Consider the following 26491-nt stretch of genomic DNA (forward strand, 5'->3'; position numbering starts at 1 on the left):
GCGTGACCGTCCGATGAAGCCTGCATGACGGCTGCGCGTCCGACACAATGGAACCCATGCCCCCCACCGCCCGCGCCCCGCGCCGCCTCCCCTCGTGGACGTGGTGGCTGGCGCTGGCCGCGTGTGTGGCCGGCGTCGTGCTGGTCTACGCCGCCCTGGTGTGGTCCTCCGCCGGCCAGGTGCTCGAGTACCAGGTGTTCCGCGCCGTCGAGGAGCGCTACGCGGACACCGTGCCAGACGTGGCCTCCCAGGTGGTGCGGATCCTGCCGCTCGGGCTGGCGGTCGGCATGGCACTGGCCTCGCTCGGCGCGCTCGCCGTGGCCCGGTGGCGGCGGCGGGGGCTGCTCGCCCTCCTCGTGCTGGCCGGGTCCAACCTCACCACGCAGCTGCTCAAGGCGGCGCTTCCACGGCCCGAACACGCCGACGGGGTCCCGTGGTCCGGCGGCAACTCCCTGCCCTCGGGCCACATGACGCTCGCGACGGGCGCCGCTGTGGCCGCGCTGCTGCTCGTGCCCGCCCGGTGGCGACCGCTCACCACCGTCCTCGGCGCCGTGGTCAGCGCCTGCACCGGCGCCGTCGCCTACACGGAGGCCTGGCACCGGCCGTCGGACATGGCCGCCGCGGCCCTCGTGTCCGCCGCCTGGGGGCTGCTCGCCGTGCCGTTCGCCCGGTACGACGGCGCACCGCGGCCCGCACCGCGCGGCGCCCGCGGCGTGGAGGCCACGCTCTGGTCCCTGGGCGTCGCGGGCCTGGCGGCCGGGCTGGTGCTGCTGGCCCTCACCCTCGACACCCCCGCGACCAGCGGCGCCGGCCCCCACCCGGCGGCCGAGCCGGCCGGGATCCTGCTCAGCGCCTCCCCCGCGGTCCTGCTGTGGGGCGCGCTCGGCACGGCCTTCCGCCGCGGCCGCGCGGACTGACCCCCCTCCCCGCACGCTCACCGCCCCCCACCAGACGACGAGCCCTGCGATGTGGCGGCCATCCGCGAGGAATGGCCGCCACATCGCAGGGCTCGTCAGGGGTCGGGGCGGGCCGGGATCGTGCGGATCAGATCCGGGCGAGGGCCGCCGTCGGATCGTGGAGGCAGTCCGCCACGAACGTGAGGAACGCGCTCGCGGTGGCGCCGTCGGTGACGCGGTGGTCGAAGGTCACGGTCATCTCGGTGACCTTGCGGACCACGATCTCCCCATCCACGACCCACGGGCGGTCGATGATCCGGCCGATGCCGAGCATCCCGACCTCGGGCACGTTGATGATCGGCGTGGCGCCGTCCGTGCCCAGCGGGCCGTAGTTGTTCAGCGTGAACGTGCCGCGGGTGAGCTCGGCCGGGGCGGCCCTGCCCGCGCGGGCACGGCTGACGGTGTTGTTGATCGCGGCGGTGAGCTCGTCCGCGGACAGCTTCTCCGCGTGCTCGACGGAGGGCACCATGAGGCCGCGGTCGGTCTGCACGGCCAGGCCGAGGTGGACGCCGTCGACCTCCACGATCTCGTCCTTGCCGTCCGCCCCCGCCTCGATGCGCGCGTTCATCACCGGGTACCGGCGCAGGCCGGCCAGGGTGAAGCGGGCGATCAGGCCGAGCAGCGAGGGCGCGTTCTCCGGGTCCTTCGCCTTGAGCGCGGCCCGCAGCTCGAGCAGGGCGGTGACGTCCACGTCCAGCCACGCCGTGACCTCCGGGACCTCGCGGCGCGAGCGGGAGAGCTGGTCCGCGATCACCTTGCGCACCCCCGAGATCGGGGTGCGGGCGACGACGGCCAGGCCGGTCCGCCCGTCCACGGCGCCCGGCTGCGCGGCGGCCTCGGCTGCCGGGGCGGCGGCGGCCGACGGGGCCGGGGTCGGGGCGGCCTGCGGGGCGAAGCCCTCGGCCGCGGTGAGCACGTCGGCGCGGGTGATCAGGCCGTGAGGGCCCGTGCCGGTCAGCGCGGCCACGTCCACGCCCTTCTCGCGGGCGAGCTTGCGGACGATCGGGGAGGTCACGCGCGGGGCGCCGGCCCCGGCCGTGGGGGCCGGCGTCGGGCGGGCGGCGCTGCGGCCGCGCTTGGACGGACGGCTGCGGGAGGTGGCCTTGTGGCCGGAGGTGCCGTAGCCGATGAGCACGGCGCCGGAGGCCTCGTCGTCGGAGCCGGCGACGTCGCCGTCGCCGCCGCGGGCCTTGTCCGGCTTCGGCTGGACGCCGGCCATCTCCTCCTCGCGGTAGCTCAGCGCGCCGGGGCGGGCGGCCTCGGCCGCGGCCGCACCGGTGGACGGCGGGACGGCGAGGGTCTCGGTGCCGGCGACGGGCGCGGAGCCCTCACCGGACTCGCCGGCCTCGCCGATGGTGATCAGCGGGCTGCCGACGTCCATGGTCTCGCCCTCGGCGCCGTGCAGGGTCAGCACGGTGCCGGCGTACGGGCTCGGCACCTCGACGAGGGCCTTGGCGGTCTCGACCTCGACCATGGGCTGATCGACGGCCACGGTGTCGCCCTCGGCGACGAGCCAGCGGACGATGTCGGCCTCGGTCAGGCCTTCGCCCAGGTCGGGCAGCAGGAAGGTGTTGCTCATGCGCGGGCCTCCTCGGCGTCCAGGTCCCAGTTCAGGTCGTCGATCGCGTCCAGGATGCGGTCGATGTTCGGCAGGTGGTGCTCCTCGAGCTTCGGCGCGGGGAACGGGATGTCGAAGCCGGTCACGCGACCCACGGGCGCCGCCAGCGAGTGGAAGCAGCGCTGCTGGATCCGGGCCACCAGCTCGGAGGCCACGGACGCGAAGCCCTGCGGCTCGGCGACGACGACGGCGCGGCCGGTCTTGGCGACCGAGGCGGTCATCGTGTCCTCGTCCAGCGGGTTCACGGTGCGCAGGTCCACGACCTCCACCGAGAGCCCCTCCTCCGCGGCCGCGTGGGCGGCGGCGAGGCAGGTGGGCACGGAGGGGCCGTAGGAGACGAGGGTGACGTCCGTGCCCTCGCGGACGACGGCGGCGCGCGCCCAGGCCTCGCCGTGCTCCTTCTTGTCCTCGACGCGGGCCCAGCCCTCCTCGAACTCGGCGCGCAGCTGGTCGAGGTCGAGCTCGGCCTTGGTCCAGTACATCTTCTTGGGCTCCATGAAGACCACCGGGTCGTCCAGGCGGATGGCCGAGCGCAGCATCATGTACGCGTCCTTCACCGAGGCCGGGGTGTACACCTTCAGGCCCGGGGTGTGCGCGTAGTAGGACTCGGAGGAGTCGCAGTGGTGCTCCACGCCGCCGATGCCGCCGCCGTAGGGGATGCGGATGGTGATCGGCATGGGCGTGGCGCCCTTGGTGCGGTTGCGCATCTTGGCCACGTGCGAGGCGATCTGCTCGAAGGCCGGGTACGCGAACGCGTCGAACTGCATCTCGATCACGGGGCGGGCGCCGCCGAGGGCCATGCCCACTGCCATGCCCGCGATGCCGGACTCGGCCAGCGGGGTGTCGAAGCAGCGCTCCTCGCCGAAGCGCGCGGTCAGCCCGTCCGTGATGCGGAAGACGCCGCCGAGGGTGCCGACGTCCTCGCCGAACACCACCACCATGTCGTCGGCGGCCATCTCGTCGGCCAGCGCCGCGTTGAGCGCGGCGGCGAAGGTCAGGGTCGCCATGCTCAGGCCTCCTGGTTCTCGGAACGGGACAGCTCCTCGGCCAGCTGCGCGCGCTGGGCGGCGAGCTGCGGGGTCTGCACGGAGTAGACGTGGTCGAACAGCTCGAGCGGATCGAGATCCGTCTCGGCGTTCATGGCGTCACGCAGCTGCTGCGCGACGTCCTCGGCGTCGCGGGCGATCTTGGCCGAGACCTCCTCGGTGAGGGCGCCGGTGGACTCGAGGTAGGCGGTCATGCGGCGCAGCGGGTCGCGCGCCTCCCACTCCTTCACCTCGGCGTCGTCGCGGTAGCGCGAGGGGTCGTCCGTGTTGGTGTGCGCCTGCATGCGGTAGGTGTCCGCCTCCACGAGGAAGGGGCCCTGGCCCTGCCGGCACAGCTCCACGGCGCGGCCCAGCACGGCCAGCAGGGCGCCGAGGTCGTTGCCGTCCACGCGCTCGCCGGCCAGGCCGTAGCCCACGGCCTTGTGGGCCAGGGACGGGGCGGCCGACTGCTTGGCGAACGGCACGGAGATGGCGAACTTGTTGTTCTGCACGAAGAAGATCACCGGCAGCTTGAACACGGCCGCGAAGTTCAGCGCCTCGTGGAAGTCGCCCTCGGAGGTGCCGCCGTCGCCGACCATGGCCAGGCACACGACCTCCTCGCCGCGCAGGCGGGCGGCCTTGGCCATCCCGACGGCGTGCAGCATCTGGGTGGTCAGGGGCGTGGACTGGATGGAGACGTGGTGCTTCCGGGGGTCGTAGCCCTGATGCCAGGTGCCCTGGTAGGCCACCATCACCTCGAGCGGCGGGACGCCGCGGGCGATCACGGCCACGGTGTCGCGGTAGGTCGGGAACAGCCAGTCGTCCTCGCCCAGGCAGACGGCGGCGGCGACCTCGGAGGCCTCCTGGCCGTGCGAGGACGGATAGACGGCCATGCGGCCCTGGCGCACCAGGGCGTAGGCCTGGTCGTTGACGCGGCGGCCGATGACGAGGTGGCGGTAGGCGGCCAGCAGCTCCTCGTCGGAGGGCAGCGGATACTCGTGGCCGGGCTCGGTGCCCTGCTCCTCCGGGGCCAGCAGAGTGCCGTCCTCGCCGATCAGCTGGATGCGGCGGGCGGCGGGAAGTAGGTACTCCTCGAGGGAGATGCCGAAGGCGGCGCCGGCGTTCGGGCGGGTCTCGGCCTCGTCGGTCCGGGCGGCCCCGGGCACGGCGGGGGTGGGGTCACTCATGGCGGGTCCTCTCGATCTGTGGCCTTCAGTGTGCCCAAGAGGGTCAATGTGTCGCGCGCCCGCCCGCGATCACGAGACGATCTGGTGCAAATCAGGCACTCCATCGGACGAACTGCTATTGTGACTCGTGCCACGGAGACGGTCCGCCGCCGCGTGGCCGACCCCGTCCGCCCCGCCCCAGGAGGAGCCATGGCCGCCGAGCCGCTGGACCGCGTGGACCGCGCGATCGTCCGCGAACTGACGCAGGACGGGCGGATGTCCGTCGCGGCCCTGGCCGAGCGCGTGCACATCTCCCGCGCGCACTGCTACTCACGCCTGAACCGCCTGCAGGACGCGGGCGTGATCACAGGCTTCACCGTGCGGGTCGACCCCGTCAAGGTCGGCTTCGGGGCCTCCGCCCACGTGACCATGAAGCTGCGTCAGCACGACTGGCGCGAGCTGCGCGCCACGCTCCTGGCCATCCCCGAGGTCTCCCACGTCTCCCTCGTGGGCGGGAACATGGATGTGATCCTGCTGGTCCGCGCGCGGGACACCGCCGACCTGCGCCGCGTGATCTTCGACGAACTGCAGACCCTGCCGAGCGTCGTCGACACGCAGACGTACATGGTCTTCGACGACCAGGCCTCCGGGCAGACCATCCCCCCGGACGAGACCGCCGACTGAGCCGACGGTCCGGCGCCCCCGGTCAGCGGGAGCGCCCGACGACGGGCGGCGGGTCCGCCACGGCCCCCGGCCCGCGCGGCAGCACCGCGGCGAACACGACCGCTCCGACCCCGCAGACGACCGCGAGGGAGCCGACGCCGACGGCCAGCCCGGCCGCGGCGGTCGCCCCGGAGAGCAGCAGCGGCCCGGCGAGCATCCCCGCGTCGGACATCGAGCGCCACAGACCGAGGAACTGGGCGCGCGCGTTCGGCGGCGAGTGGTCCGCCCCGAGGGTCATCACGATCCCCGCGCCGAAGCCGTTGCCGATGCCCAGCAGCACCGCCGCCGCCGCGAACGCCGTCGGATCCCGGGTGAGGCTGATCGCCAGGAATCCCGCCCCCAGCAGGGTCAGGCACGGCACCGCCACGGCGCGCCGGCCGAAGCGGTCCATGAGCCGGCCCGAGGGGTAGAAGAGCAGCAGGTCCGCCGCGCCGGCCAGGCCGAAGACGAGCGACGCCGTCGCCGCGTCCAGGCCCAGGTGCGTGGCCCACAGCGGGATGACGGCGTTGCGCGCCGCGCGGGCGGCGGAGACGGCCACGACACCGAAGCCGGCCGTGAGCAGCGCCCCGCGCCGGGCGCGCGCCACGTCCAGCAGCCGGGGTCGACCGGCCGGGCCGGGCTCCTCCCCCGCCGCCGGACCGGACGCCGGCACCGGCAGATCCCGGATCCGCAGGCACAGCAGGGCGCCGACGGCCATGGCCGCGGCGGCCGCGGCGAACGCGCCGTCCAGCCCGAGCGGGGCCTGCGCGGCGGCACCCAGGAACGGGCCCAGGAACGTCCCGATCCGCACGGTCCCGCCGAGCGTGGACATCGCGCGGGCCCGGTGCGTGGCCGGCACCGCCACCGCCAGGTACGCCTGCCGGGCCAGGTTGAACCCGGCCCCGGCCATGCCCACGGCGAGCACCGCGGCCAGGAACAGCGCCAGCCGCCCCGGCTCGGCCACCCCCGCCGCCGACGGCCCGGAGGACACCCCGGCCGTCGTCGCCCAGGCCAGGCCCGCGCCGGCCGTGCCGAGCACGGCGGAGACGACCATGGTGACCCGCTCCCCCGCCCGGGCCGCGAGCGCCGAGGCCGGCCCGTTGGCCACGAGCGAGCCGAGCCCCACCAGCAGCACGACGGCGGCCGCCCGCGCCGCGTCCAGGCCGAGGGCCAGCGCCGCCACCGCGAGCGCGGGCGTCATGGCGCCCAGGCCGACGGCGTAGACGGTGGAGGGGGCGTAGATCTGCACGGCGCCGCGCAGCGCCTCCCGGGTGCGGGCGGCGGAGGCGGAGCGGGGACGCATGCCCGCGAGCGTAGCGGGACGGCACGCGCGCGATCGTCGTGGGACCGGGTCACTACGCTGGTGCCATGGCCTCCCGCACCGCCTCTCCACCGCCCTCGCCCGCCCCGTCGCCCGCCGCTCCCCGCGGCGCCCTGGACCGGTATTTCCGCATCACCGAGCGCGGCTCGTCGGTGGGCCAGGAGTTCCGCGGCGGCCTCGCCACGTTCCTGGCGATGAGCTACATCGTGGTGCTGAACCCGCTGATCCTGTCCGGGCCCGACTCGGCCGGGAACACCCTGGGCATCCCCGCCGTGGCCGCCGTGACTGCGCTCGTGGCGGGCGTCATGACCATCGTCATGGGCGTGTGGGCGCGGCACCCGTTCGCGGTGGCCGCGGGCCTGGGCGTCTCCGCGTTCGTCTCCATCACCATCGCCACGACGCCGGGACTCACCTGGCCCCAGCTGATGGGCCTCGTCACCCTCGCCGGTCTCGTGATGCTGGTGCTCGTGGTGACCGGCTTCCGCCGCGCCGTGTTCGACGCGGTCCCGGAGGCGCTGAAGTCCGGCATCGTGGTGGGCATCGGCCTGTTCATCGCGCTGATCGGCCTCGTCAACGCCGGGTTCGTGCGTCGGCTGCCGGACGCCGCCGACACCACGGTCCCGGTGGGCCTGGGCACGGGCGGCGAGCTCGAGGGCTGGCCCGTGCTGGTCTTCGTCGTCGGGCTGCTGCTGACCGCGGTCCTCGTGATCCGCAAGGTGCGCGGCGCCATCCTGATCGGCATCGTCGTGGCGACGATCCTCGCCAACGTGCTGGAGGCCGTGTTCCACATCGGCCCCTCCGTGGACGCCGACGGGAACGCCGTGCCCACCGGCTGGTCCCTGATCGCCCCCTCCCTGCCCGAGTGGACCGCCCCGGACCTGCACCTGCTCGGCAGCGTGGACCTGTTCGGCGCCTTCACCTCCGTGGGCGGGCTGATGGCCTCCCTGCTCGTGTTCGCGATCCTGCTCTCCGTGTTCTTCGACGCGATGGGCGTCTCCGTGGGCCTGGCCCGCGAGGCCGGCACCGTGAACCCGGACGGCTCCATCCCCGACCTGAACCGGGTGCTCGCCGCGGACGCGCTCGCGGTCGCCGTGGGCGGCGGCGCCTCCGGCTCGGCGCACCAGATCTTCGTGGAGTCCGGCACCGGCATCGGCGAGGGCGCCCGGACCGGCCTGGCCTCCGTGTTCACGGGCCTGTTCTTCCTCGCGGCCGTGTTCCTCTCCCCGCTCATCCACCTCGTGCCGTTCGAGGCCGTGGCCCCCGCGCTCGTGGTGGTCGGGTTCATGATGTGCCAGCACGTGGTGCAGATCGACTGGTCCGACCCGGGCGCGGCCTTCCCGGCGTTCCTCACGTTCATCCTCATGCCGTTCACCTACTCGATCGTCAACGGCATCGGCGCCGGCGTGGTGGCCTACGCGGTGATCCGCACGGGCCAGGGCCGCGGCCGCGAGGTGCACCCGCTGCTGTGGTTCGTGGCGCTCGCGTTCGTCGCGTACTTCGGGCTCGGCGTGGTCCGGGCGGCCCTCGGCCTGAACTGACCCGCCACCCCCGACGGCGGCGCACCGGCCCGGTGCGCCGCCGTCGTCGTGTGCGGCGCGGGGTGTCGGCCCCGCCCCGCGCGGCGTGATGGGATGGGCCGCATGCCCCAGACCACTTCGCACGCCCCCGTCCCGCCGCCCGTCTCCGCCGAGCCCGTGACCCGCCGCCACCACGGCCACACGTTCCAGGACGACTTCGAGTGGCTGCGCGGCAAGGCGGAGCCCCGCGTGCTCGAGCACCTGGCCGCCGAGAACGCGTACACCGAGGCCGTGACCGCGGAGCAGGCGCCGCTGCGCGAGGCGATCGTCGGCGAGATCAAGGCCCGCACGGTGGAGACGGACCGCTCCGTGCCCGCCCGCCGGGACGGCTGGTGGTACTTCGTGCGCACCCGCGAGGGCGCCGAGTACCCGATCCACTGCCGCGTGCCCGCACGCGACACCGGCGACCTCGAGGCCGACTGGACCCCGCCCGTCATCACCCCGGACGCCGCCCTGCCGGGCGAGCAGGTGATTCTGGACGGCAACGCCGAGGCCGAGGGTCACCCGTTCTTCGCGCTCGGCGGCCTGCACATCAGCCCGGACGCCACCCGGGTGGCCTACGCCGTGGACCACACCGGCGACGAGCGCTTCACCCTGCGCGTGCGTGAGATCGCCACGGGCGAGGACCTGCCGGACGCGGTCGAGAACGTGGCCCACGGCGTCCGCTTCGACCGCTCGGGCACCCGCGTGTTCTACACCGTGTGGGACGACTCGTGGCGGCCGTACCAGGTCAAGGCCCACGTGCTCGGCGCCGACCCGGCCGAGGACGTGCTCCTGCACGAGGAGGCCGATCCGGGCATGTGGACCGGCTTCGAGGGCGTCGCCGACCGCACCCAGCTGCTGATCGGCGTCGGCAACTCGGAGGTCTCCGAGACCCTCGTGGTCGACCTGCCGGAGGACCCTGCCACGCCCCTGCCCGCCCCGCGTGTGCTGATCCCCCGCGCGTGGCGGATGCTCGCCGACGTCGAGCCCGTCACCGACGCCGACGGCGTCCGCCGGCTGCTCGTGGTCCACGACCGCGCCCTGGACGACGACGGCGCCCCCGTCTCCGCGCCCAACGGGATGCTCTCGGTGGTCGCCGAGGCGGACGTCGCCGACCGGGGCGCCTGGCGCACCGTCGTGCCGCACCGCGAGGACGTGAAGGTCGACGGCGTCATGGTCACCCTGACCCACGCCGCCCTGGCCGTGCGCCGGGAGACGACCCCGCGCGTCGTCGTCGCCGGGCTGGACGCCGTGCTGGCCGGGCAGGCCGCGCACTGGCGCGAGCCCGCGTTCGACGAGGAGCTCTACGCGTGCCACCTGTCCGCGACGGCGGCCGAGTCCCCGTTCCTGCGGCTGGCCTACACGTCCTGGATCACGCCCGCGCGCGTGCTGGACGTCTCGGCGGCGACCGGCGAGGTGCACCGGCGCCGCGAGACGGAGGTGCCCGGCTACGACCCGGCCGACTACGTGGCCGAGCGCGTGTGGGCGCCGGCGTCCGAGCCGTCGTCGGTGACCGGGGAGGACGTGCGGATCCCCGTCACCGTGATCCGGCGCCGCGACGTGAAGCCGGACGGGACGGCCCCGTGCGTGGTGTACGGCTACGGCTCCTACGAGATGTCCATGGACCCCGTGCTGGGTGTGGCCCGGCTGTCCATGCTGGACCGGGGCGTGGTGTTCGCGGTCGCGCACGTGCGCGGCGGCGGCGAACTGGGCCGGCGCTGGTACGAGGACGGCAAGAAGCTGGCCAAGCGGCACTCCTTCACAGACTTCGTGGACGCCACCCGGCACCTCGTGGACCTCGGCTGGGCGGACCCGGCGCGCGTGGCCTGCATGGGCGGCTCGGCCGGCGGCCTGCTCATGGGCGCGGTGCTGAACCTCGCGCCGGAGCTGTACCGGGCGTGCCTGGCGGTGGTGCCGTTCGTGGATGCGCTCACCACGATCCTCGACCCGGAGCTGCCGCTGTCCGCGCTCGAGTGGGAGGAGTGGGGCAACCCGATCGAGGACGCGGCCGTGTATGAGGCCATGCGCGCCTACACCCCGTACGAGAACGTGCGGGCGGTGGACTACCCGGCGATCGCGGCCGTGACGAGCCTGAACGACACCCGCGTGCACTACGTGGAGCCGGCCAAGTGGGTGGCCCAGCTGCGGCGGACGGTGACGAGCGACCAGGCCACGCCCCTGGCCGAGGGCGGCGCCCCGATCCTGCTGCGCACCGAGATGGACGGCGGCCACGGCGGCGCGTCCGGCCGGTACCAGGGCTGGGAGGACACCGCGTGGGAGTACGCGTTCCTTCTGACGGCGCTGGGGGCGACGGCGCGGGTGGACTGACCGGCCCGCCCGGCGATCCGGCCCCTCTCTCCGGGGAGCTGCAGCCCTCACCGATTATCGAGGATGCCAGCGATACCCCTATGCTTTGAAGCACCGTGAATCGAACGCTGCGCTGACGCTGGGCAACCTGCCCGCCGGGCGGCTCCCCTACCATCGGAGAAACCCATGTCCTTCACGGACCCTCAGTCACCCGCCTCGCCCCCTTCCCTGTCCCGCCGTACCGTGGCCCACGGACTGGCCTGGACTGTTCCGGCCGTGGCAGCCGCCGCCGCAGCCCCGGCTTTCGCCGTCTCATGCGCGAACCCGGCCGCGTTCACGGGCAGGTTCACCCAGGCCAACGTTTATGGGACGCCCCCGTCCACCTACACGTGGTCAGCCGCAGGCCGCACTCCCATCACCCTGTCCCTGAACACCGTCGCCGACAGCGGCAAGTCTCTGACGCCCAACAACCTCACCTCGGCCGGCGGCATCAACCAGGGCTACAACGGACTCGGAGACCTGAGGGCGGACGGTCTGCTGCTCCAGCAGTCCGGCTCTGGCGGGCAGAGACTCACGATCACGTTCAGCCGCCCCGTGACCAACCTCCAGTTCACGATTGCCGACGTCGACTGGCTGCGCAGTCGGTACCGTGACGCCATCGTGCTCGACCCCGAACCCACCAGCGTGACCAACGGCCCCCCCCTGCAGGGCAACGGGACGACCGGATCGCCCGTGAGCGCCGTGTCAGCCGGTGAGGTCACGTCCGACACCGTGGCGAACCGGTCCAGGGTCACCTACGCCGGCCCGATCAACTCCTTCACTCTGTACTTCGCGTCCACCGATGGAACGACGGCCCAGCAGATCTTCCTCACCGGCCTGACCTTTTTTGCCTGCTGAGGTCGTCCGATTCAGGGAGGAGACCCCAGCCGCCCTCGCGCCTCTGGTACACAAGCTGGCCGATTGCCTGTTGCCACACGAGCACTTGGTCGGCTTCGCGCACCCGGGCGCTTAGTCAATTTCCCCTCGAGCCCCGATTCTATTTGGGAACTGGGAATTTCCCAGAACACTTTCATTCGGGAAACGGGTGCTTTAAAGGGCAGGTTGAAGTGGTGGATGCGACAGGATTTGATGAAATAATATGGAAAAGCATGCTGCGTTTCTCTCCTGAGTTCGCCCAGACGTTTTGAGCGAGGAGCCCACGGCGGCGCCCGCCCGCGTTCGGGCACCGTCGCCGGCCCCCGTCCCCCACGGTGACACACATCACCTCGAGCGGTGGGGGTCCGGGGGGACACCTAGACTCGATGCCATGACCCCACACAGCCCCGAGCACCCGGACCGCGACCGGCTTCCGGACAAGGTCTCCGACATCTTCGACCCCACGCGCTGGCGCGTGGTCGAGGGCTTCGACTTCGAGGACCTGACCTACCACCGCCAGGTGGAGCGCGACGCCGACGGCCGCTGGGTGGGCGACCTGCCGACGGTGCGCATCGCCTTCGACCGCCCCGAGGTCCGCAACGCGTTCCGCCCCGGCACCGTGGACGAGCTCTACCGCGCCCTCGACCACGCCCGCATGACCCCGGACGTCGGCACGGTGCTGCTCACCGGCAACGGCCCCTCCCCCAAGGACGGCGGCCACGCGTTCTGCTCGGGCGGGGACCAGCGCATCCGCGGCCGCGACGGCTACCGCTACGCCGAGGGGGAGACGGCCGAGACCATCGACCCGGCCCGCGCCGGACGCCTCCACATCCTCGAGGTCCAGCGCCTGATGCGCACCTCCCCCAAGGCGATCATCGCCGTCGTGAACGGCTGGGCGGCCGGCGGCGGTCATTCGCTCCACGTGGTCGCGGACCTCACCCTGGCCTCCCGCGAGCACGGGAAGTTCAAGCAGACGGACGCCACCGTGGGCTCCTTCGACGCCGGCTACGGCTCGGCCCTGCTCGCCCGGCAGGTGGGCCAGAAGCGCGCCCGGGAGATCTTCTTCACGGCGCGCGAGTACTCGGCCGAGGAGATGGTGGCCATGGGCGCGGTGAATGAGGCGGTGGACCACGAGCGCCTCGAGGAGGTCGCCCTCGAGTACGCCGCGGACATCAACCGTCAGTCCCCGCAGGCCCTGCGCATGCTCAAGTTCGCGTTCAACCTTCCCGACGACGGCATGGCCGGCCAGCAGGTCTTCGCCGGCGAGGCCACGCGCATGGCCTACATGACGGACGAGGCCGTGGAGGGCCGGGACGCGTTCCTGCAGAAGCGCGACCCGGACTGGTCCGCCTTCCCGTACCACTTCTGACCGACCACCACGGCAGGACGGAGACCCGCCCATGCTCGCGCTGCTCAACGACCAGCCCATCCTCGTCCTCATGGCCACCGTCGCCCTGGGCGCCGCCGTCGGCACCATCCCCCTGGGCAAGATCCGCCTCGGCGCCTCGGGAGCACTGTTCGTGGGCCTGCTCGTCGGGGCGGTGCTGCCCGACGTCGGCGACCGGCTGGCCCTGTTCCAGAGCTTCGGCCTGGCCCTGTTCGCCTACCTGATCGGGCTCGGCGCCGGCAAGGTGTTCTTCCGGGACCTGCGCCGCAACCTGCCCCTGATGCTGGCCGCCGTCGTCGTGGTGGTCCTCACCGCCTTCACGGTGCACCCGCTGGCCGCGCTGCTGCACATGGACCTGCCGACGGCGATCGGCGTGTGGACGGGTTCGCTCACCGCGACGCCGGCGATGGCGCTGGCGAACCAGCTCACCGGCGGGCAGGCCCCGGCCGTGGGCTACGGGCTGTCCTACCTGGTGGGCGTGGTCGGCACCATCATCGCGATCACCCTGCTCGCCGCCCGCCCGTGGGGCAGCTCCCCGCGCGATCCGGCGCCGGTGACCGACGGCAAGCTGCGCTTCACCGCCGCGGCCGCCACCTCCGCCCTCGCCGTGCGGGAGATCCCGGGGATCTCCGACGGGCTGGTGCGCGTGGTGGCGCTGCGCCACGGCGGCGTGGCCCGGATCGCCGGCTCCGCCGACCGGATCGAACCCGGGGACGAGGTCGTCCTGGACGGCACGGAGAAGAACATCGACGCGGCCGTGGAGGCCTTCGGCCGCCGCACCGACGCCGACCCGGCGCAGGTGATGAACCCGCTGCAGACCTCCATGGTCATCGTCACGGCCCGCGCCCTGGCCGATCGCCGCCTGGGCACGCTGTCCCTGCGCGAGCGCTTCGGCACCGACGTCGCCCGGCTGCGGCGCGACGACGTCGAGTCGCTGGCCACCCCGCAGACCGAGCTCAAGGTCGGCGACCGGGTGCTCATCGTGACCACCGCGCCGCGGATGGAGGCGGTGCGCGACTTCTTCGGCAACTCGACCCGGGGGCTCTCGAACCTGGACTGGATCTCCCTGGGCACGGGCATGGCGCTGGGCTACCTGCTGGGCATGGTGACGATCCCGCTTCCGGGCGGGGCCTCCTTCTCCCTCGGCCCGGCGGCCGGGTGCATCCTCGTCGGCCTCGCCCTCGGGGCGATCGGCCGAACGGGACCCACGGTGTGGGAGCCGTCCACGGAGATCGCGCTGACGCTGCGGCAGTTCGGCCTCATGCTCTTCCTGGGCGTGGTGGGCCTGGCCGCCGGCCCGGCGTTCCTCGAGACGGTGTTCACCCGGGTCGGCGGGCTGGCCATCCTGATGTCCGCCGTGCTCACCGCGCTGACCGCGGCCCTGCTCATCGCCGCGGCACGGCTGCTGGGGCAGTCCGTGGATCGCACGTTCGGGGCGCTGGCGGGCATCACGGGCCAGCCGGCGATCCTGGACTACGCGCTCTCCCGGTCCACCGACGCCCGCGTGACCGAGGGGTACGCCCAGCTGTTCGCGCTGATCATGGTGGTCAAGATCGCCACCGTGCCGTTCCTGCTCTGACCGGGCGGGCGGATCCGGTCCGCCGGGCGGGTCCGTTCGACCGCCGGGCCTCCTACACTCGGGGCCATGCCCGCCACCGCCGACGCCCTCGCCCGCGCCACGGACGCCCTCGCCGCGGCCTTCGACGGCGGCGCCCCCGTCGAGCTGACCGCCGACGGCGCCGCGCTCCCCCGGCCCGAGGCCCGCGACCCGCGCCGCTGCGGGGACCCGGACGCTGTCGCCGTGGTGCGCACCTCCGGGTCCACGGGCACGCCGAAGCAGATCGTCCTGACCGGCGCGGCCCTGCGCGCCTCGGCCGCGGCCACGGCCCGGCGGCTCGGGGGCGAGGGGGCGTGGCTGCTGGCCCTCGGCGTGCACTACGTGGCCGGGCTCGCCGTGCTCTCCCGCTCGATCGCGGCCGGGACCGCACCCGTGGCCCTGCCACCGGGCCCCTTCACGCCCGCGGCGTTCGCCACCGGGGCGGCCGCCCTGCCCGACGACGCCGGCCCCCGACTCGTCTCGCTCGTCCCCACCCAGCTCGCCCGCCTCCTCGCGGCCGACGCCGACCCGGCCGGGCGGGCGGCCCTGCGCTCCTTCGACCGTGTGCTCGTGGGCGGCGCCCGGCTCGATCCCGCGCTGCGGGCCGCGGCCGAGGCGGCGGGGGTGCGTCTCACCGCCACCTACGGCATGGCCGAGACGTGCGGCGGCTGCGTCTACGACGGCGTGCCGCTGCCCGGCGTCGCCGTCGCGGTGGCCCCGGACGACCCCGACGCCCCGCCGCGCGTGCGCCTGGCCGGGCCCATGGTGGCGGCCGGCTACCTCGACGACCCCGCCCGCACCGCCGCCCACTTCGTCCCCGCCGCGGACGGCGCCCGCGCCTTCCTGACCGAGGACACGGGCGTGCTCTCCCTCACCGACGACGGCGGCGTGCGGCTGGCCGTGACCGGCCGCCTGGACGACGTCGTCATCACGGGCGGGGTGAAGGTGTCCGCGGCGGCGGTGACCGCGGTGCTCGAGGCGCACCCGGGCGTCGCGGCGGCCCACGTGGCCGGCGTGCCGGATCCCGAGTGGGGCGCGCGGCTGTGCGCCGCCGTCGTGCCCGCCCACCCGGCCGCGGCCCCCGACGAGGCCGTCCTGCGCGCCCACGTGCGCGCGGCGCTGGGTGCGGCCGCGGTGCCCAAGACGTGGCTCGTCCTCGACGCCCTGCCCCTGCTCTCGACCGGCAAGACGGACCGGCAGGCCCTGGCCGCCCGGTTCACCGCCAGCTGAGCGACGCCCCGCCCGCGTGGGAGAATGACCCGGGCCCGGCCGACGTCGGGCCCCGGCCGCGCGCCGCCGTCGACCCGGCCCGCCGCGCGCCGCTGCCCACCCCGCTCCCCAGGAGGAACCCCCGCCCATGGCCGCCACGCTCTCCCACTGGGTCGCCGCCGCGCGCCTGCGCACGCTGCCCATGGCGATCGCCCCCGTGATCGTCGGCTCGGCCGCCGCCGCGGAGCTCGGCTCCTTCCACCTCGGTGCGGCGCTGCTGGCCCTCGTGGTGTCGCTCGCGCTGCAGATCGGCGTGAACTACGCCAACGACTACTCGGACGGCATCCGCGGCACCGACGACGAGCGCGTCGGCCCCTTCCGGCTCACCGTCTCCGGGCTCGTGCCCGCGGTCCGGGTGAAGCAGGCGGCCTTCGCGTTCTTCGGCCTCGCCGGGCTGGCCGGCCTGGGGCTCATCCTGCTCTCGGGGCACTGGTGGTTCCTGCTGGTCGGCGTCGCCTGCGTGCTGGCCGCGTGGTTCTATACCGGCGGGAAGCGGCCGTACGGGTACCTCGGCCTCGGTGAGGTGTTCGTGTTCGTGTTCTTCGGGCTGGTGGCCGTCCTCGGCACCACGTACACCCAGGCCGACGCCGTCAGCGGCCTGGCCTGGGCCGGCGCGATCGGCTGCGGGCTGATCTCCACGGCCCTGCTCATGGTCAACAACATCCGGGACATCCCCACGGACCGCGAGGTCGGGAAGATGACGCTGGCCGCCCGTCTGGGCGACGGACCCGCGCGGGCGTCCTACGGCGTCATGCTGGCCGTCGCCCTGCTGCTGCCGCTGTTCTGGGTGGCGGTGCACCCGGGGCTGCTGCTCGTGCCGATCGGCGGCCTGCTCGCGATCCGGCCGATCCGCACGGTGCTGCGCGCACAGGATCGCCGGGCGCTGATCCCGGTGCTGCGGGCGACCGGCGTGATCGGGATCGTCTACGCGATCACGTTCACCCTCGGCGCGCTGCTCTGAGCCGTACGGGATGACCGCGGCGTCGGCGGCGGGGTCCGCGCCGTCGCCCCGCGGGGCTCACTCCCGGAAGCGGCCCTCGGTGTAGGCGTCCTCGGCGTCCGCGTCGGCGGTCTCGGTGCGGCCCCGGCGGCCCGGACGGCCCTCCCACGCGGCGGACAGGTCCTCGGTGGCCCCCGTGCGCAGGCGGCCGAGGAAGAGGTAGCTGACCGCGAACGTCAGGATCGTGGCCGCGATCACTCCGAAGATCATCCCGAGGTCCATCACGTAGTAGAACAGTGCCCACAGGGCGACGAAGACGACCACGCGGACCAGACCGTAGAAGAAGATGCGCACCGGTCCATCCTACGAGGACGGACGCCCCGCCCGCCCGCCGACCCCACAGCCCACGCCTAGATGTAGGAGGGCATGACGTTGTTGACTCGCGCCGGGGCCAGCGAGGCCGGCGGGATGTTCCCGCAGGAGGTATGAGGCCGATGGTAGTTGTAGTGGTTCACCCACACTGCCAACGCCTCACGCCGGGCCGTCTCTGAGGAGTACGGGCGGGCATAGAGGACCTCGTCCACCATCAGCCGGTTGTACCTCTCGACCTTCCCGTTGTGACGAGGCGTGTACGGGCGGATCCGGTGGTGCCGGCCCCCGAGCGAGACCACCTTCGCGGTGAAGTCCACGGCCCGGTAGTTGTTCCCTTTGTCCGTGACCACCCGGTTCACGGTGATGCCGTGGGCGGCGAAGAACGCCCTCGCCCGGCAGAAGAACCCGATCGTGGTCACCGCCTTCTCGTCCTCCAACGCCTCCGTGTACGCCAGCCGGGTGAACCCGTCGATCGCCGAGTGCAGGTAGGTGTACCCGACCCGGCAGCCAGGCCCGCGCTTGGCCGCTCGCGCGTTCTCGGAGTCCCGGCCGTGAGCACGCCAGCCTCCCCCCTCGGGGATGCGCCCGATCTTCTTCACGTCCAGGTGCACCATGTGCCCCGGGCCGCGGGCGGTGATCTTCTGGGGTCGTTGGCGCAGGTCCTCACCCGTGGGCGCGAGGTCTCGCAACCGGGAGATGCCCAGCCGGTGCAGCCACCTCCCCACGGTGCGAAGACACAGCTGGTGGCCCTCGGAGACGAGGTGGTGATGGATGCGCCGTGCGGACCACTTGCGCTCCCGCCGCAGGGCGTGGATCTGGGCGACCAGGACCGGATCGAGCTGGGCGGGAGAGCGTCGTGGCCGGCAGGAGCGGTCTTGCAGTCCTGCCTCGCCTTCGGCGCGGTAGCGGGCCACCCAGGTGGCCACCGTGGGGCGGCTGACGCGGAACTCGGCGGCCACGTGCGCTTGGGGGATGCCGTCGTGCAGGTGTCGTTGGACCATCCTGAGACGGCCGGTGGGAGTCAGGGGTGCGTTAGCGTGAGTCATGAGTGGGTCTCTTTACGCGGATGGGTTGTGTAGGAACTTCCATCCTGCGGGAGAGGCCCACTCGTCTCATCTCAGCCCGGCCCGTGCCAAGAACCTCATGACCCACAACACCTAGACTGGAGGGATGGGCCGCTTCATCATCCCCGCCGCGATCATCCTCGCGGGCCTGACCCTCTACGCGCTGTTCGAGGCGCTGCTGACCCCCGCCCGCGAGGTGCGCAGCCTGCCGAAGACGGCGTGGGTGGCGGTCATCGTGCTCGTGCCGCTCGTGGGGCCGCTGCTGTGGCTGCTGCTCGGCCGCGCCCGCCCGGCCGGCGCGGGCAGCCGCCCCGCGCCCCGGCCCACCGGGGCCCCGGACGACGACGAGGCCTTCCTGCGCAGCCTGCGCGTGCAGCGCCGCCAGGACGCCCGCGAGCAGGACCTGGACCGCCGCGAGGCCGAGCTGCGCGCCCGCGAGGAGGAGCTGCGCCGTCGTCGGGAGCAGGGCGACGACGACGCCGACCCGGAGGGCGACGGGCCGCGCGCCTGAGGGGCCCCGCCGGACTCAGCCGGGCAGACCCGCGTACGAGTGCAGGCCCGGGAAGTACGTGTTGACGATCGTGTAGTTGAACACGATGCACAGGAAGCCCACGATGCTCAGCCAGGCCGCGCGGGCACCGGTCCAGCCGCGGGTGGCCCGGGCGTGCAGGTACGCCGCGTAGACCACCCAGATCACGAAGGACCAGACCTCCTTGGTGTCCCAGTTCCAGTAGCGGCCCCACGCGGCCTCGGCCCAGATGGCGCCGGCGATCACGGTGAACGTCCACATCACGAAGGCGATCGCGTTGAGGCGGTAGGACCAGTTCTCGAGCCCCTGCGCGGCCGGCACGAGGCGCAGGAACGCCCACGAGCGCTCGCCCGCCGCAGCGCGCTTCTCCGCGCGGTCCTGCAGCAGCTGCAGCACGGACATCGCGGCGGTCAGCGCGAACAGCGAGCTGGCAAGCACGGCGATGGACACGTGGATGACGAGCCACGGCGTCTGCAGCGGCGGCTGGAGGTGGCCCACCGGCGTCGGGAAGCCCATGGTGGCCGCGCACATCATCGCCACGACGATGCCGGTGACGAACGTGCCCACGAAGCGCAGATCCTTGCGCAAGAGGAACAGCAGGTAGACGGTCGTGATCACGAGCGCGCCCGTGGTCATGAACTCGTACAGGTTGCCCCACGGCACGCGGGAGGCGGCGAGGCCGCGGGCGACGACGGCGAACGCGTGCAGCGCCCAGCCGACGGCCAGCACGGCCACCGCCACGTTGGCGACCGGGCGGCGGCCGCCGCCCGTGTAGTCCATGTCCTCGTCCACGAGGGCGCCGTCCGCGTCGACGCCGCGCTCGGCGGCGCCGGTCGGACGGGCCGCGTCGGAGGCGCTCGCGCCGACCGCCGTGGACCCGCCGACGGCGACCCCCACGGTCTCGCGGGCCGGAGCGGTGCGCACCTGCCCGCGCTGGGCCGCGAGGTCGGCCTCGAGGCGGCGGATGGTGGCCGAGGCGGTGGCCATGTCGATGGTGAACAGGATGAACGCCGCCGCGTACACGAGCGCGGCGATGAGCATGAAGAGGTCGCTGTACAGCGCCAGCTGCTCGTTCACGGGGGCCGTGGGGTTGAACACTGTCAGTCTCCTGATCGGGCGTCGGCGGGGCCGGCGGGGGTCTCGGGGGCGGTGGGGGTGGACTGGGGGGCGGCACCGGCCGCGGCGTCGTCGGCCGTCTCGGTGGCGGCGACGATGGGCCACCACTTCTCCATGGCGGCGCGCAGGGCCACGTGCTCCTCGTGGAGACCGAACTCCTCGCCGCGGGCGAGCAGCGCGTACTCCACGCGGGTGCGGCCGTCGTCGTCGGTGCGGGCACGCACCCACACGCGGCGACGGCGGACGAACAGACTGATCGCCAGGCCGAGCAGGGCGGTGCCGGCGAACACGCCGACGCCCCACTTGCCCGGGTCGTAGTGGATGTCCAGGCCGACGTAGCGGCGGACGCCGTCGAAGCTGATGGAGCCCTTGCCCTCGGGCAGCTCATACGTCTGGCCCGGGCTGAGCACGATGCCGCCGTTCTCGTTGGTGCGGCTGTTGAGCTCGGTGAGGGATGCGGTGTCCAGCACGTACACGTTCTGCGGGCGGCCGGTGTCCAGGCCGAGGTCCCCGTAGTACGAGTTCAGCTGCAGCTCCGGGTTGAGCAGCTCGGGGTCGGCCGAGAAGGCGGCGCCCTTCTCGTCCTCCACCGCCGTGGGCAGGAAGAAGCCGACGAAGCCCAGCTGATCCGGCCGCGCGTCGGGGACCTTGATGGTGGCCTGCGAGCCGTAGTTCTGGTCGAACACGCGGGTGACCACGGGGCCCTGGAAGGCCACGTCCCCGGCGCCGTCGCGGATGGTCACCACGGGCGCGTAGCCGTTGCCCACGAGGTAGACGCGCACGCCGTCGATGTCCAGCGGCTGGTTGACCTTGAGGATCTGGCGCTGGAGCTCGCCGCCGGAGCCCTCGCGGACGTCCATGACGGCGGTGTAGTCCAGCGGCTGGCCGTAGTGGGTCTCGGACTCGCGGTCGAACACGGCGTCGAAGGAGTCGAGGGTGAGGGAGAACGGCTGGAGGTCGTCCGCGCTGAAGTAGGTGCCGGGGGTGAAGGAGTCGTAGGCCACGAGGTTGTTGGCGAAGCCCTCGCCCTCCACGATGATCTTCTGCCCGCCGTACTTGGTCATGCCGCCGTAGGCCATGAACACGAGCACGCCGATCAGCGAGACGTGGAACAGGATGTTGCCGATCTCGCGCAGGTAGCCGCGCTCGGCGCCCACGGAGGCGCCGCCGTCCTCGAGGCGCCGCTCCACGCGGTAGCGGCGCTTGCGCAGCCACGCCTGGGCTCTGGCCACGGCCTCCTCGGGGCTCGGGCCGCCCTCCTCGAGGACGACGACGCCGGAGGCCGGCAGGCGCGTCAGGTTGCGGGGGGTGCGGGCCGGGGGCTGGCGCAGGGCCTTGGCGTGCTGGATGGCGCGCGGCCACACGCAGCCCACGAGGGAGACGAACAGCAGCAGGTAGATGGCCGAGAACCAGACGGAGTTGTAGACGTCGAAGAACTGCAGGGCGTCCAGGACGGGGCCCCACACGGGGTTGTCCTCGATCCACTGGTCCACGATCTCGGGGCCGGCACGGCGCTGGGGCACGAGGGAGCCGGGCACGGCGGCGACGGCGAGCAGGAGCAGCAGCATGAGCGCGGTGCTCATGCTGGTCAGCTGGGTCCAGATCCAGCGCAGGGTGCCCGCCAGGCCGAGGCGCGGCAGGGTGACGGGCTCGGAGCGCGTCCGGGCGGCCTTGGAGCTCACAGGGGCATCTCCCATTCGTTGGCGAACCACAGCTGCAGCTGCGTGGTCCAGGCGGTCCAGACGCCGGTGACCATGAGCAGGCCCAGCGCGATCAGCAGGGCGCCGCCGAGGCGCATGATCAGCACGCGGTGCCGCGTGAAGAACCCGAGGGCCCGCATGCCGCGCTCCATGCCGAGGGCCATGAGCACGAACGGCAGGCCCAGGCCGAGGCAGTAGAGGAAGGCGAGCAGGGCGCCGCGGCCCACGGAGCCGGAGCTGGCCGTGGACATGGCCAGGACGGCGGCCATGGTGGGGCCGATGCACGGCGCCCAGCCCAGGCCGAAGGTCATGCCCAGCAGGGGCGCGCCGACCAGGCCGGCGGCGGGCTTGAAGTGGACGCGGCGCTCCTGCTGAAGCCGGCCGCCGCCGCCGAGGAACACGAGGCCCATGAGCATCACGAGCACGCCGAGCACGGGGGTGACCCAGGCGCCGTCGCGCCGCAGCCAGACCATGGCCTGGGTGAACACCACGGTGATGCCCACGAACACCACGGCGAACCCGAGCACGAACAGCACGGAGCCGAGCACGAGGCGCCCGCGGCGGCGGCTGGTGAGCACGTCCCCGCCGAGGCCGGTGACGTACCCGAGGTAGCCGGGCACGAGCGGCAGCACGCACGGGGAGAGGAAGGAGATCAGGCCGGCCAGCACGGCGATCGGCGCGGCCAGCAGCAGGGAGCCGTCGAGGGCGATCTCGGCGAAGGGGTTGCTCTGCATGGACACGGCGGCCGGGTCAGGCCGCGGCCTCGTCCACCACGGTGGTGAGCAGGGCGCGCAGGGTGGACTCCTCCACGGCGCCGAGCACGCGGGCGGCCACGCGGCCCTCGACGTCCAGGACGAGGGTGGAGGGCACGGCCTGCGGGGGCACGTAGTCGGTCATGTTCAGGAGCACGTCCCCGCGGGCGTCCTCGATGGACGGGTAGGGGATCTCGAAGGTGCGCTCGAAGGCCTGCGCGGTGGTGGCGGTGTCCCGGACGTTCACGCCGAGGAACCGCACCCCCTGCGGGGCGAACTGCTCGTGCAGGGCCACGAGGTGGGGGGCCTCCACGCGGCACGGGGCGCATGCGGCGTACCAGAAGTTCAGCAGGGCCGGGGCGCCGCGCAGGCTCGCGCCGGTCACGGGGGTGCCGTCGAAGAGCTCGGCGGCGAACTCCACGGGGGCGCCGCGCTCGGCGGGGGCGATCTCCAGGACGGAGCCGTCTCCGGCGATGTAGTTCTTGCCGTCCGCGTTGCCGGCCTGCTGCGTCAGCGAGTCGTCCCCCGAGCACGCCGCGAGGACGGGCGCGAGGCCGAGCAGCGAGAGGCCGGTCAGCACGGTGCGACGGGACGGACGGGGGGTCTGCATGGCGGGCTGCCCTCCAGGGGACGCGCGGGGCTGGATTCCGGGGACCTGGGGAGTCTACTGCCCGCCCCGCATTCTGACTGAACCCTGGACGTCACACCCCCACCCCGTGGGAGGCCGCGGACGGCGCCGTCGACGCCGGCCGCCGTCGGGGCCTCAGGCGCCCGGCAGGGAGGAGGCGTCCTTCAGCAGGGCCTGGTTCGGCTCGTGGTACTCGACGCGCGGCACCCTGCGCCCTTCCTCGTACACGAGCGAGGTCACGGAGGTCAGCGAGCACTCACGGCGGCGCGGGTCGTGCCACAGCGGACGGCCCTCGACGGCCAGGCGCGTCACCCAGATCGGCAGCTGGTGCGAGACGAGCACGGACTCGGCGCCGGGCCCCTCGGCGGCCACGGCCTCGCCGCGGAGCCGGTCGACGACGGCCAGCATCCGGGCGGCCTGCGCGCGGTACGGCTCGCCCCAGGACGGGCGCAGGGGATTGCGCAGCCGGGGCCACAGCCGCGGGTTGCGCTTCAGCGACGCCGCCACCTGGGACATGCCCTCGAAGGCGTTCTCCGCCTCGATCAGGTCCGGCTCGGTGACCAGCGGCAGGTCGAACGCGGCCGCGATGGGCACGGCGGTCTGCTGTGCGCGGGTCAACGGGGAGGCGGCGACGACGGCGGGCGCACGGCCGGTCTGCGCGGCGCGCTCCGCGAACCACGCGGCCACGCCCCGGGCCATCTCGTGGCCGAGCTCCGAGAGCCCGAACTCCGGCAGGCGGCCGTAGAGGACACGATCGGGGTTGTGGACTTCTCCGTGGCGGACCAGGTGGACGGTGGCGAGCGTCTGCATGGGGCCAGTCTGGCAGAGGCGGACCGGTGGCCCCGGCGGTAGCGTGGGGCACACCTCGGCGCGACCGCGCCGCCACCCCCGTCCGCACCGAGACGCCGCGAGCGTCGGCGTCGCTAGGAGGCCCCATGTCCGGCACCTCGCCCACCGATCCCCACGGCAGCCAGAACCCGTACGGCACCGACCCGTACGGCGCCGCCCCGCAGGGGCCGACCCCGGGCTCCCCCGACCCGGCGGGCGCGAGCCCGTACGGCCAGAACCCCTACGGCGCACCGCCGGCGGCTCCGTACGGCGCCCCGGGCCAGGCGGGGATGCCCCAGGCCCCCTCCCCCCACGGCCCGGCCGGCTGGCAGTCTCCCGGCCCGGTCGAGCTGCCCCCGCGGCCGCGTTCCCTGACGGCCGCGTTCTGGCTGATCGTCTCGGGCGGCCTCCTGCTGCTGGCGACGACCCTGCTGGCGGCCTTCGCCATCACCCAGCCGGAAGGCCAGGCCGCGATCCAGCAGGAGCTGGACCGGTCCGTCGAGCAGATGGATCTGCCCGCCGACCAGGCGGAGCAGATGCGCGCCATGACGGACGGGATGCTTCCGGCCCTCGCCACGACGGCGGCCGTGTTCGGCGTGCTCGCGTTCCTCGTCTACCTGTGGGTGGCTTTCGCGATCCGCGGCGGCTCGCGCGCCGCGCGCATCGTCGGAACGGTGCTGGCGTCCCTGTCCGTGCTGGTGCTGGTCTCCAACGCCGTGATGGGGGCGTTCAGCCCGCTGGACCTCGTGTGGGTGGGTCTCGGCGTCGCCGGCATCGTGCTCGCCTACCGCCCGGACGCCACGGAGTACATGCGGCTGAAGGCCTGGCAGCGCTTCGCGCGCCGCTGAGCCCGCTCAGGCCCGCGGGGCGTCCAGGAGCCGGACCAGGCGGGCCGGGTCCACGCGCCAGAAGTCGCGCTGGACGCCGTCGACGAACAGCACCGGCACCTCGTCCGCGAACCGCTCGAGCAGGGCCGGGTGCGCGGCGCCGTCGACGGCCTCCCAGGCCTCGCCCCGCGCGACGCACACCTGCGCCACCGTGGCCTCGGCCTCGGCGCACAGGTGACAGCCGGGCTTCACGAGCAGCTGGACGCGGGCGGTGGCGGCGGGCAGGTCGGCGGTCATGGACCCACTCTACGGATCGCCGTCCACGACGAAGCCGCCGTCCTCTCGGAAGGGGACGACGGCTTCGTCTCGTCAGCGCCCGGAGGGCGCGGGCGTCACTTCTTGTTGCGACGCTGGTGACGGGTCTTGCGAAGCAGCTTGCGGTGCTTCTTCTTCGACATGCGCTTGCGGCGCTTCTTGATCACAGATCCCATGGGGACTCCTTGAATCGGGGCGAGGGTCGGCGGTCGTGGGACCGCAGGCATCCGGGGCGCCGGACACGCCGACCCGCATTCCACCGGATGTGGAACGCCTGGAAACGTTCTCGGCCACAATACCGGCCGCACGGGCCGCGGTCGAACCGGGACGCGGGCCGTCTCAGTCGAACCAGGGGTCCAGCCCGTGCAGCGGGAACACCTCGCGGCGCGTGGCCATGATCGACTGGTCCACCGGGTCGGCCGGGTCGTAGCCCACCTCCCACGAGCGCCACCACACATCCGCGTCCTCGCCCATCACGGTGGGGATCCGCTCGGCGTCGTCCCCCTCGTGCACGGACATGTCCCCGGTCAGCTCGTCCGCGGTGAGGGTCCGGACGTGCTCGATCCAGGCGGCGGGGATCTCGCTCTTCACCGGGATCGGGGTCTGCAGGACGGCGGCGGTCAGGTGGGCCCACGCGCGCGGCACCACCCGCAGCGGGTTGTAGCCGCCGCCCCCGGTGGCCAGCCACCGGCCGTGCGCGAACCGGTCGGCCCAGTCGCCGACGTCGAACGCGAGCTGGCGCTGGCCGTCCACGCTCAGCCGCAGGTCGGCGAGCGGGTCCGTGCGGTGACCGTCGCAGCCGTGCTGGCTGACCAGCACGTCCGGGGCGAACGCCTGCAGCAGCGGGGGGACCACGGCGTGGGCGGCGCGCAGGAAGCCGGCGTCGCCGGTGCGCGGGGGCAGCGCGACGTTCACCGCTGTGCCCTGAGCGGCCGAGCCGCCGATCTCGTTGGCGAAGCCCGTGCCCGGGAACAGGCTGATGCCCGTCTCGTGCAGGGAGATGGTGAGCACGCGGGGGTCGTCGTAGAAGATCGACTGCGTGCCGTCGCCGTGGTGCGCGTCCACGTCGACGTAGGCGACGCGCTCCGCGCCGAGGTCCAGCAGGCGCTGGATGGCCACGGCGCAGTCGTTGTAGATGCAGAACCCGGACGCCGAGGACCGGGCGGCGTGGTGCATGCCGCCGGCGAAGTTCACGGCGCGGTCCACCTCGCCGGACCAGATCGCCTCCGCGGCGACGAGGGAGCCGCCCGCGATCCGGGCGGCGGACTCGTGCAGGTCCGGGAACACGGGACAGTCCTCGGTGCCCAGGCCGAAGCAGCCGTCCTCGTCCGACGACGTCGCCGCGGCCCGGCGCACGGCGGCGACGTACTCGGGATCGTGGACGAGGGCGAGCTGCTCGTCCGTGGCCACGGGCGGCTCCACGATCCGCACGTGGGGCGCGTCCAGCAGGCCGAACGCCTCCACGAGCCGGTGCGTGAGGTCCAGCCGCAGGGGCGCCATCGGGTGCTCCGCGCTGAACCGGTAGCGGAGCAGGCTGGAGTCCCACACCACAGCGGCGGGGGTGGGAGCGGGAGGGGTGGACGTGGTGCTCATCACGG

The 26491-nt window shown here is 73.6% G+C and carries 25 protein-coding genes; 11 read left to right on the forward strand and 14 right to left on the reverse strand.

The features are described 5' to 3' along the window. The first annotated feature begins 56 nt into the window (after positions 1–56). Positions 57–917, forward strand: a complete 861-nt coding sequence (locus AC3RKA_RS08650; RefSeq protein ID WP_060775672.1) for a phosphatase PAP2 family protein — start codon at positions 57–59, stop codon at positions 915–917. A 127-nt stretch (positions 918–1044) separates the two neighbouring features. Here the strand turns inward: AC3RKA_RS08650 and AC3RKA_RS08655 are convergent, their stop codons facing one another. From AC3RKA_RS08655 to AC3RKA_RS08665, 3 genes are read right to left on the reverse strand one after another with little or no spacing between them, the layout of a single operon-like run. Next, positions 1045–2535, reverse strand: coding sequence for a dihydrolipoamide acetyltransferase family protein (locus AC3RKA_RS08655; RefSeq protein ID WP_489727125.1), 1491 nt, complete (start codon positions 2533–2535; stop codon positions 1045–1047). After that, on the reverse strand, positions 2532–3581 hold the full coding sequence (locus AC3RKA_RS08660) for an alpha-ketoacid dehydrogenase subunit beta (protein ID WP_049159054.1): 1050 nt from the start codon (positions 3579–3581) through the stop codon (positions 2532–2534). Before AC3RKA_RS08660 ends, AC3RKA_RS08655 begins: the two co-directional genes overlap by 4 nt. Before the next feature lie 2 nt (positions 3582–3583). Then, a complete protein-coding gene (locus AC3RKA_RS08665; protein ID WP_489727126.1) occupies positions 3584–4786 on the reverse strand; it encodes a thiamine pyrophosphate-dependent enzyme in 1203 nt (400 codons plus the stop codon). Positions 4787–4975: 189 nt separating this feature from the next. On the opposite strand from AC3RKA_RS08665, the gene AC3RKA_RS08670 reads away from it, so the two are divergent. Further along, positions 4976–5449 (forward strand): Lrp/AsnC family transcriptional regulator, encoded by a 474-nt coding sequence (locus AC3RKA_RS08670; protein WP_036316705.1) that lies wholly within the window; start codon positions 4976–4978, stop codon positions 5447–5449. Positions 5450–5471: 22 nt separating this feature from the next. On the opposite strand, the gene AC3RKA_RS08675 is transcribed toward AC3RKA_RS08670, so the two are convergent. Then, positions 5472–6770 (reverse strand): MFS transporter, encoded by a 1299-nt coding sequence (locus AC3RKA_RS08675; RefSeq protein ID WP_454179769.1) that lies wholly within the window; start codon positions 6768–6770, stop codon positions 5472–5474. A 65-nt stretch (positions 6771–6835) separates the two neighbouring features. On the opposite strand from AC3RKA_RS08675, the gene AC3RKA_RS08680 reads away from it, so the two are divergent. The 7 genes from AC3RKA_RS08680 (at position 6836) to AC3RKA_RS08710 (ending at position 16783) form a co-directional block, all read left to right on the forward strand. Next, the gene (locus tag AC3RKA_RS08680) at positions 6836–8326 is read left to right on the forward strand and encodes an NCS2 family permease (protein WP_148408350.1); all 1491 of its coding nucleotides are present in this window, start codon (positions 6836–6838) and stop codon (positions 8324–8326) included. A gap of 102 nt (positions 8327–8428) precedes the next feature. Continuing rightward, complete coding sequence (locus tag AC3RKA_RS08685) at positions 8429–10675, forward strand: S9 family peptidase (protein ID WP_454179767.1); 2247 nt, start codon at positions 8429–8431, stop codon at positions 10673–10675. Between the two features lie 255 nt (positions 10676–10930). Next, on the forward strand, positions 10931–11551 hold the full coding sequence (locus tag AC3RKA_RS08690; RefSeq protein ID WP_206452070.1) for a hypothetical protein: 621 nt from the start codon (positions 10931–10933) through the stop codon (positions 11549–11551). A gap of 409 nt (positions 11552–11960) precedes the next feature. Beyond that, positions 11961–12938 (forward strand): 1,4-dihydroxy-2-naphthoyl-CoA synthase, encoded by a 978-nt coding sequence (locus AC3RKA_RS08695; protein WP_206452071.1) that lies wholly within the window; start codon positions 11961–11963, stop codon positions 12936–12938. 31 nt (positions 12939–12969) lie between these two features. Next, positions 12970–14535, forward strand: coding sequence for an aspartate-alanine antiporter-like transporter (locus tag AC3RKA_RS08700; RefSeq protein ID WP_206452072.1), 1566 nt, complete (start codon positions 12970–12972; stop codon positions 14533–14535). Between the two features lie 66 nt (positions 14536–14601). Next, the gene (locus tag AC3RKA_RS08705; protein ID WP_206452073.1) at positions 14602–15783 is read left to right on the forward strand and encodes an AMP-binding protein; all 1182 of its coding nucleotides are present in this window, start codon (positions 14602–14604) and stop codon (positions 15781–15783) included. A 127-nt stretch (positions 15784–15910) separates the two neighbouring features. Continuing rightward, the gene (locus AC3RKA_RS08710) at positions 15911–16783 is read left to right on the forward strand and encodes a 1,4-dihydroxy-2-naphthoate polyprenyltransferase (RefSeq protein WP_206452074.1); all 873 of its coding nucleotides are present in this window, start codon (positions 15911–15913) and stop codon (positions 16781–16783) included. Between the two features lie 57 nt (positions 16784–16840). On the opposite strand, the gene AC3RKA_RS08715 is transcribed toward AC3RKA_RS08710, so the two are convergent. Both AC3RKA_RS08715 and AC3RKA_RS08720 read right to left on the reverse strand, forming a co-directional pair. Next, on the reverse strand, positions 16841–17116 hold the full coding sequence (locus tag AC3RKA_RS08715; RefSeq protein ID WP_010080315.1) for a DUF4229 domain-containing protein: 276 nt from the start codon (positions 17114–17116) through the stop codon (positions 16841–16843). A gap of 56 nt (positions 17117–17172) precedes the next feature. Beyond that, a complete protein-coding gene (locus AC3RKA_RS08720; RefSeq protein WP_311795207.1) occupies positions 17173–18180 on the reverse strand; it encodes an IS481 family transposase in 1008 nt (335 codons plus the stop codon). Between the two features lie 124 nt (positions 18181–18304). On the opposite strand from AC3RKA_RS08720, the gene AC3RKA_RS08725 reads away from it, so the two are divergent. After that, positions 18305–18709, forward strand: a complete 405-nt coding sequence (locus tag AC3RKA_RS08725; protein WP_206452075.1) for a PLDc N-terminal domain-containing protein — start codon at positions 18305–18307, stop codon at positions 18707–18709. A 15-nt stretch (positions 18710–18724) separates the two neighbouring features. Here the strand turns inward: AC3RKA_RS08725 and ccsB are convergent, their stop codons facing one another. The 5 genes from ccsB to AC3RKA_RS08750 form a co-directional block, all read right to left on the reverse strand. Continuing rightward, the gene (ccsB, locus tag AC3RKA_RS08730) at positions 18725–19825 is read right to left on the reverse strand and encodes a c-type cytochrome biogenesis protein CcsB (RefSeq protein WP_060973988.1); all 1101 of its coding nucleotides are present in this window, start codon (positions 19823–19825) and stop codon (positions 18725–18727) included. A 2-nt stretch (positions 19826–19827) separates the two neighbouring features. Further along, positions 19828–21525, reverse strand: a complete 1698-nt coding sequence (resB, locus tag AC3RKA_RS08735) for a cytochrome c biogenesis protein ResB (RefSeq protein WP_216880282.1) — start codon at positions 21523–21525, stop codon at positions 19828–19830. Further along, a complete protein-coding gene (locus tag AC3RKA_RS08740) occupies positions 21522–22277 on the reverse strand; it encodes a cytochrome c biogenesis CcdA family protein (RefSeq protein WP_206452077.1) in 756 nt (251 codons plus the stop codon). The genes resB and AC3RKA_RS08740 overlap by 4 nt, the downstream gene beginning before the upstream one ends. Positions 22278–22293: 16 nt before the next feature. Then, entirely contained in the window at positions 22294–22905 is a 612-nt protein-coding gene (locus AC3RKA_RS08745) for a TlpA family protein disulfide reductase (RefSeq protein WP_002856341.1), read from the reverse strand. A 153-nt stretch (positions 22906–23058) separates the two neighbouring features. Continuing rightward, positions 23059–23733 (reverse strand): histidine phosphatase family protein, encoded by a 675-nt coding sequence (locus tag AC3RKA_RS08750; protein ID WP_044658894.1) that lies wholly within the window; start codon positions 23731–23733, stop codon positions 23059–23061. Positions 23734–23858: 125 nt separating this feature from the next. Between AC3RKA_RS08750 and AC3RKA_RS08755 the strand changes: the two genes are divergently transcribed. Continuing rightward, positions 23859–24599 (forward strand): hypothetical protein, encoded by a 741-nt coding sequence (locus AC3RKA_RS08755; RefSeq protein WP_311795206.1) that lies wholly within the window; start codon positions 23859–23861, stop codon positions 24597–24599. A gap of 6 nt (positions 24600–24605) precedes the next feature. Here the strand turns inward: AC3RKA_RS08755 and AC3RKA_RS08760 are convergent, their stop codons facing one another. The 3 genes from AC3RKA_RS08760 to AC3RKA_RS08770 all read right to left on the reverse strand — a co-directional run bounded on the left by AC3RKA_RS08760 (position 24606) and on the right by AC3RKA_RS08770 (position 26486). Then, positions 24606–24875: a glutaredoxin family protein gene (locus AC3RKA_RS08760; RefSeq protein ID WP_222958517.1), complete on the reverse strand. Its 270-nt coding sequence runs from the start codon at positions 24873–24875 to the stop codon at positions 24606–24608. A gap of 95 nt (positions 24876–24970) precedes the next feature. Then, positions 24971–25069: a 30S ribosomal protein bS22 gene (locus AC3RKA_RS08765; RefSeq protein ID WP_005504750.1), complete on the reverse strand. Its 99-nt coding sequence runs from the start codon at positions 25067–25069 to the stop codon at positions 24971–24973. A gap of 163 nt (positions 25070–25232) precedes the next feature. Further along, positions 25233–26486 carry an acetoin utilization protein AcuC gene (locus tag AC3RKA_RS08770; protein WP_002856333.1) on the reverse strand — a complete coding sequence of 418 codons (1254 nt, stop codon included), beginning with the start codon at positions 26484–26486 and terminating at the stop codon, positions 25233–25235. Positions 26487–26491 lie beyond the last annotated feature (5 nt).

Source organism: Micrococcus sp. iso_229 (assembly GCF_058072725.1).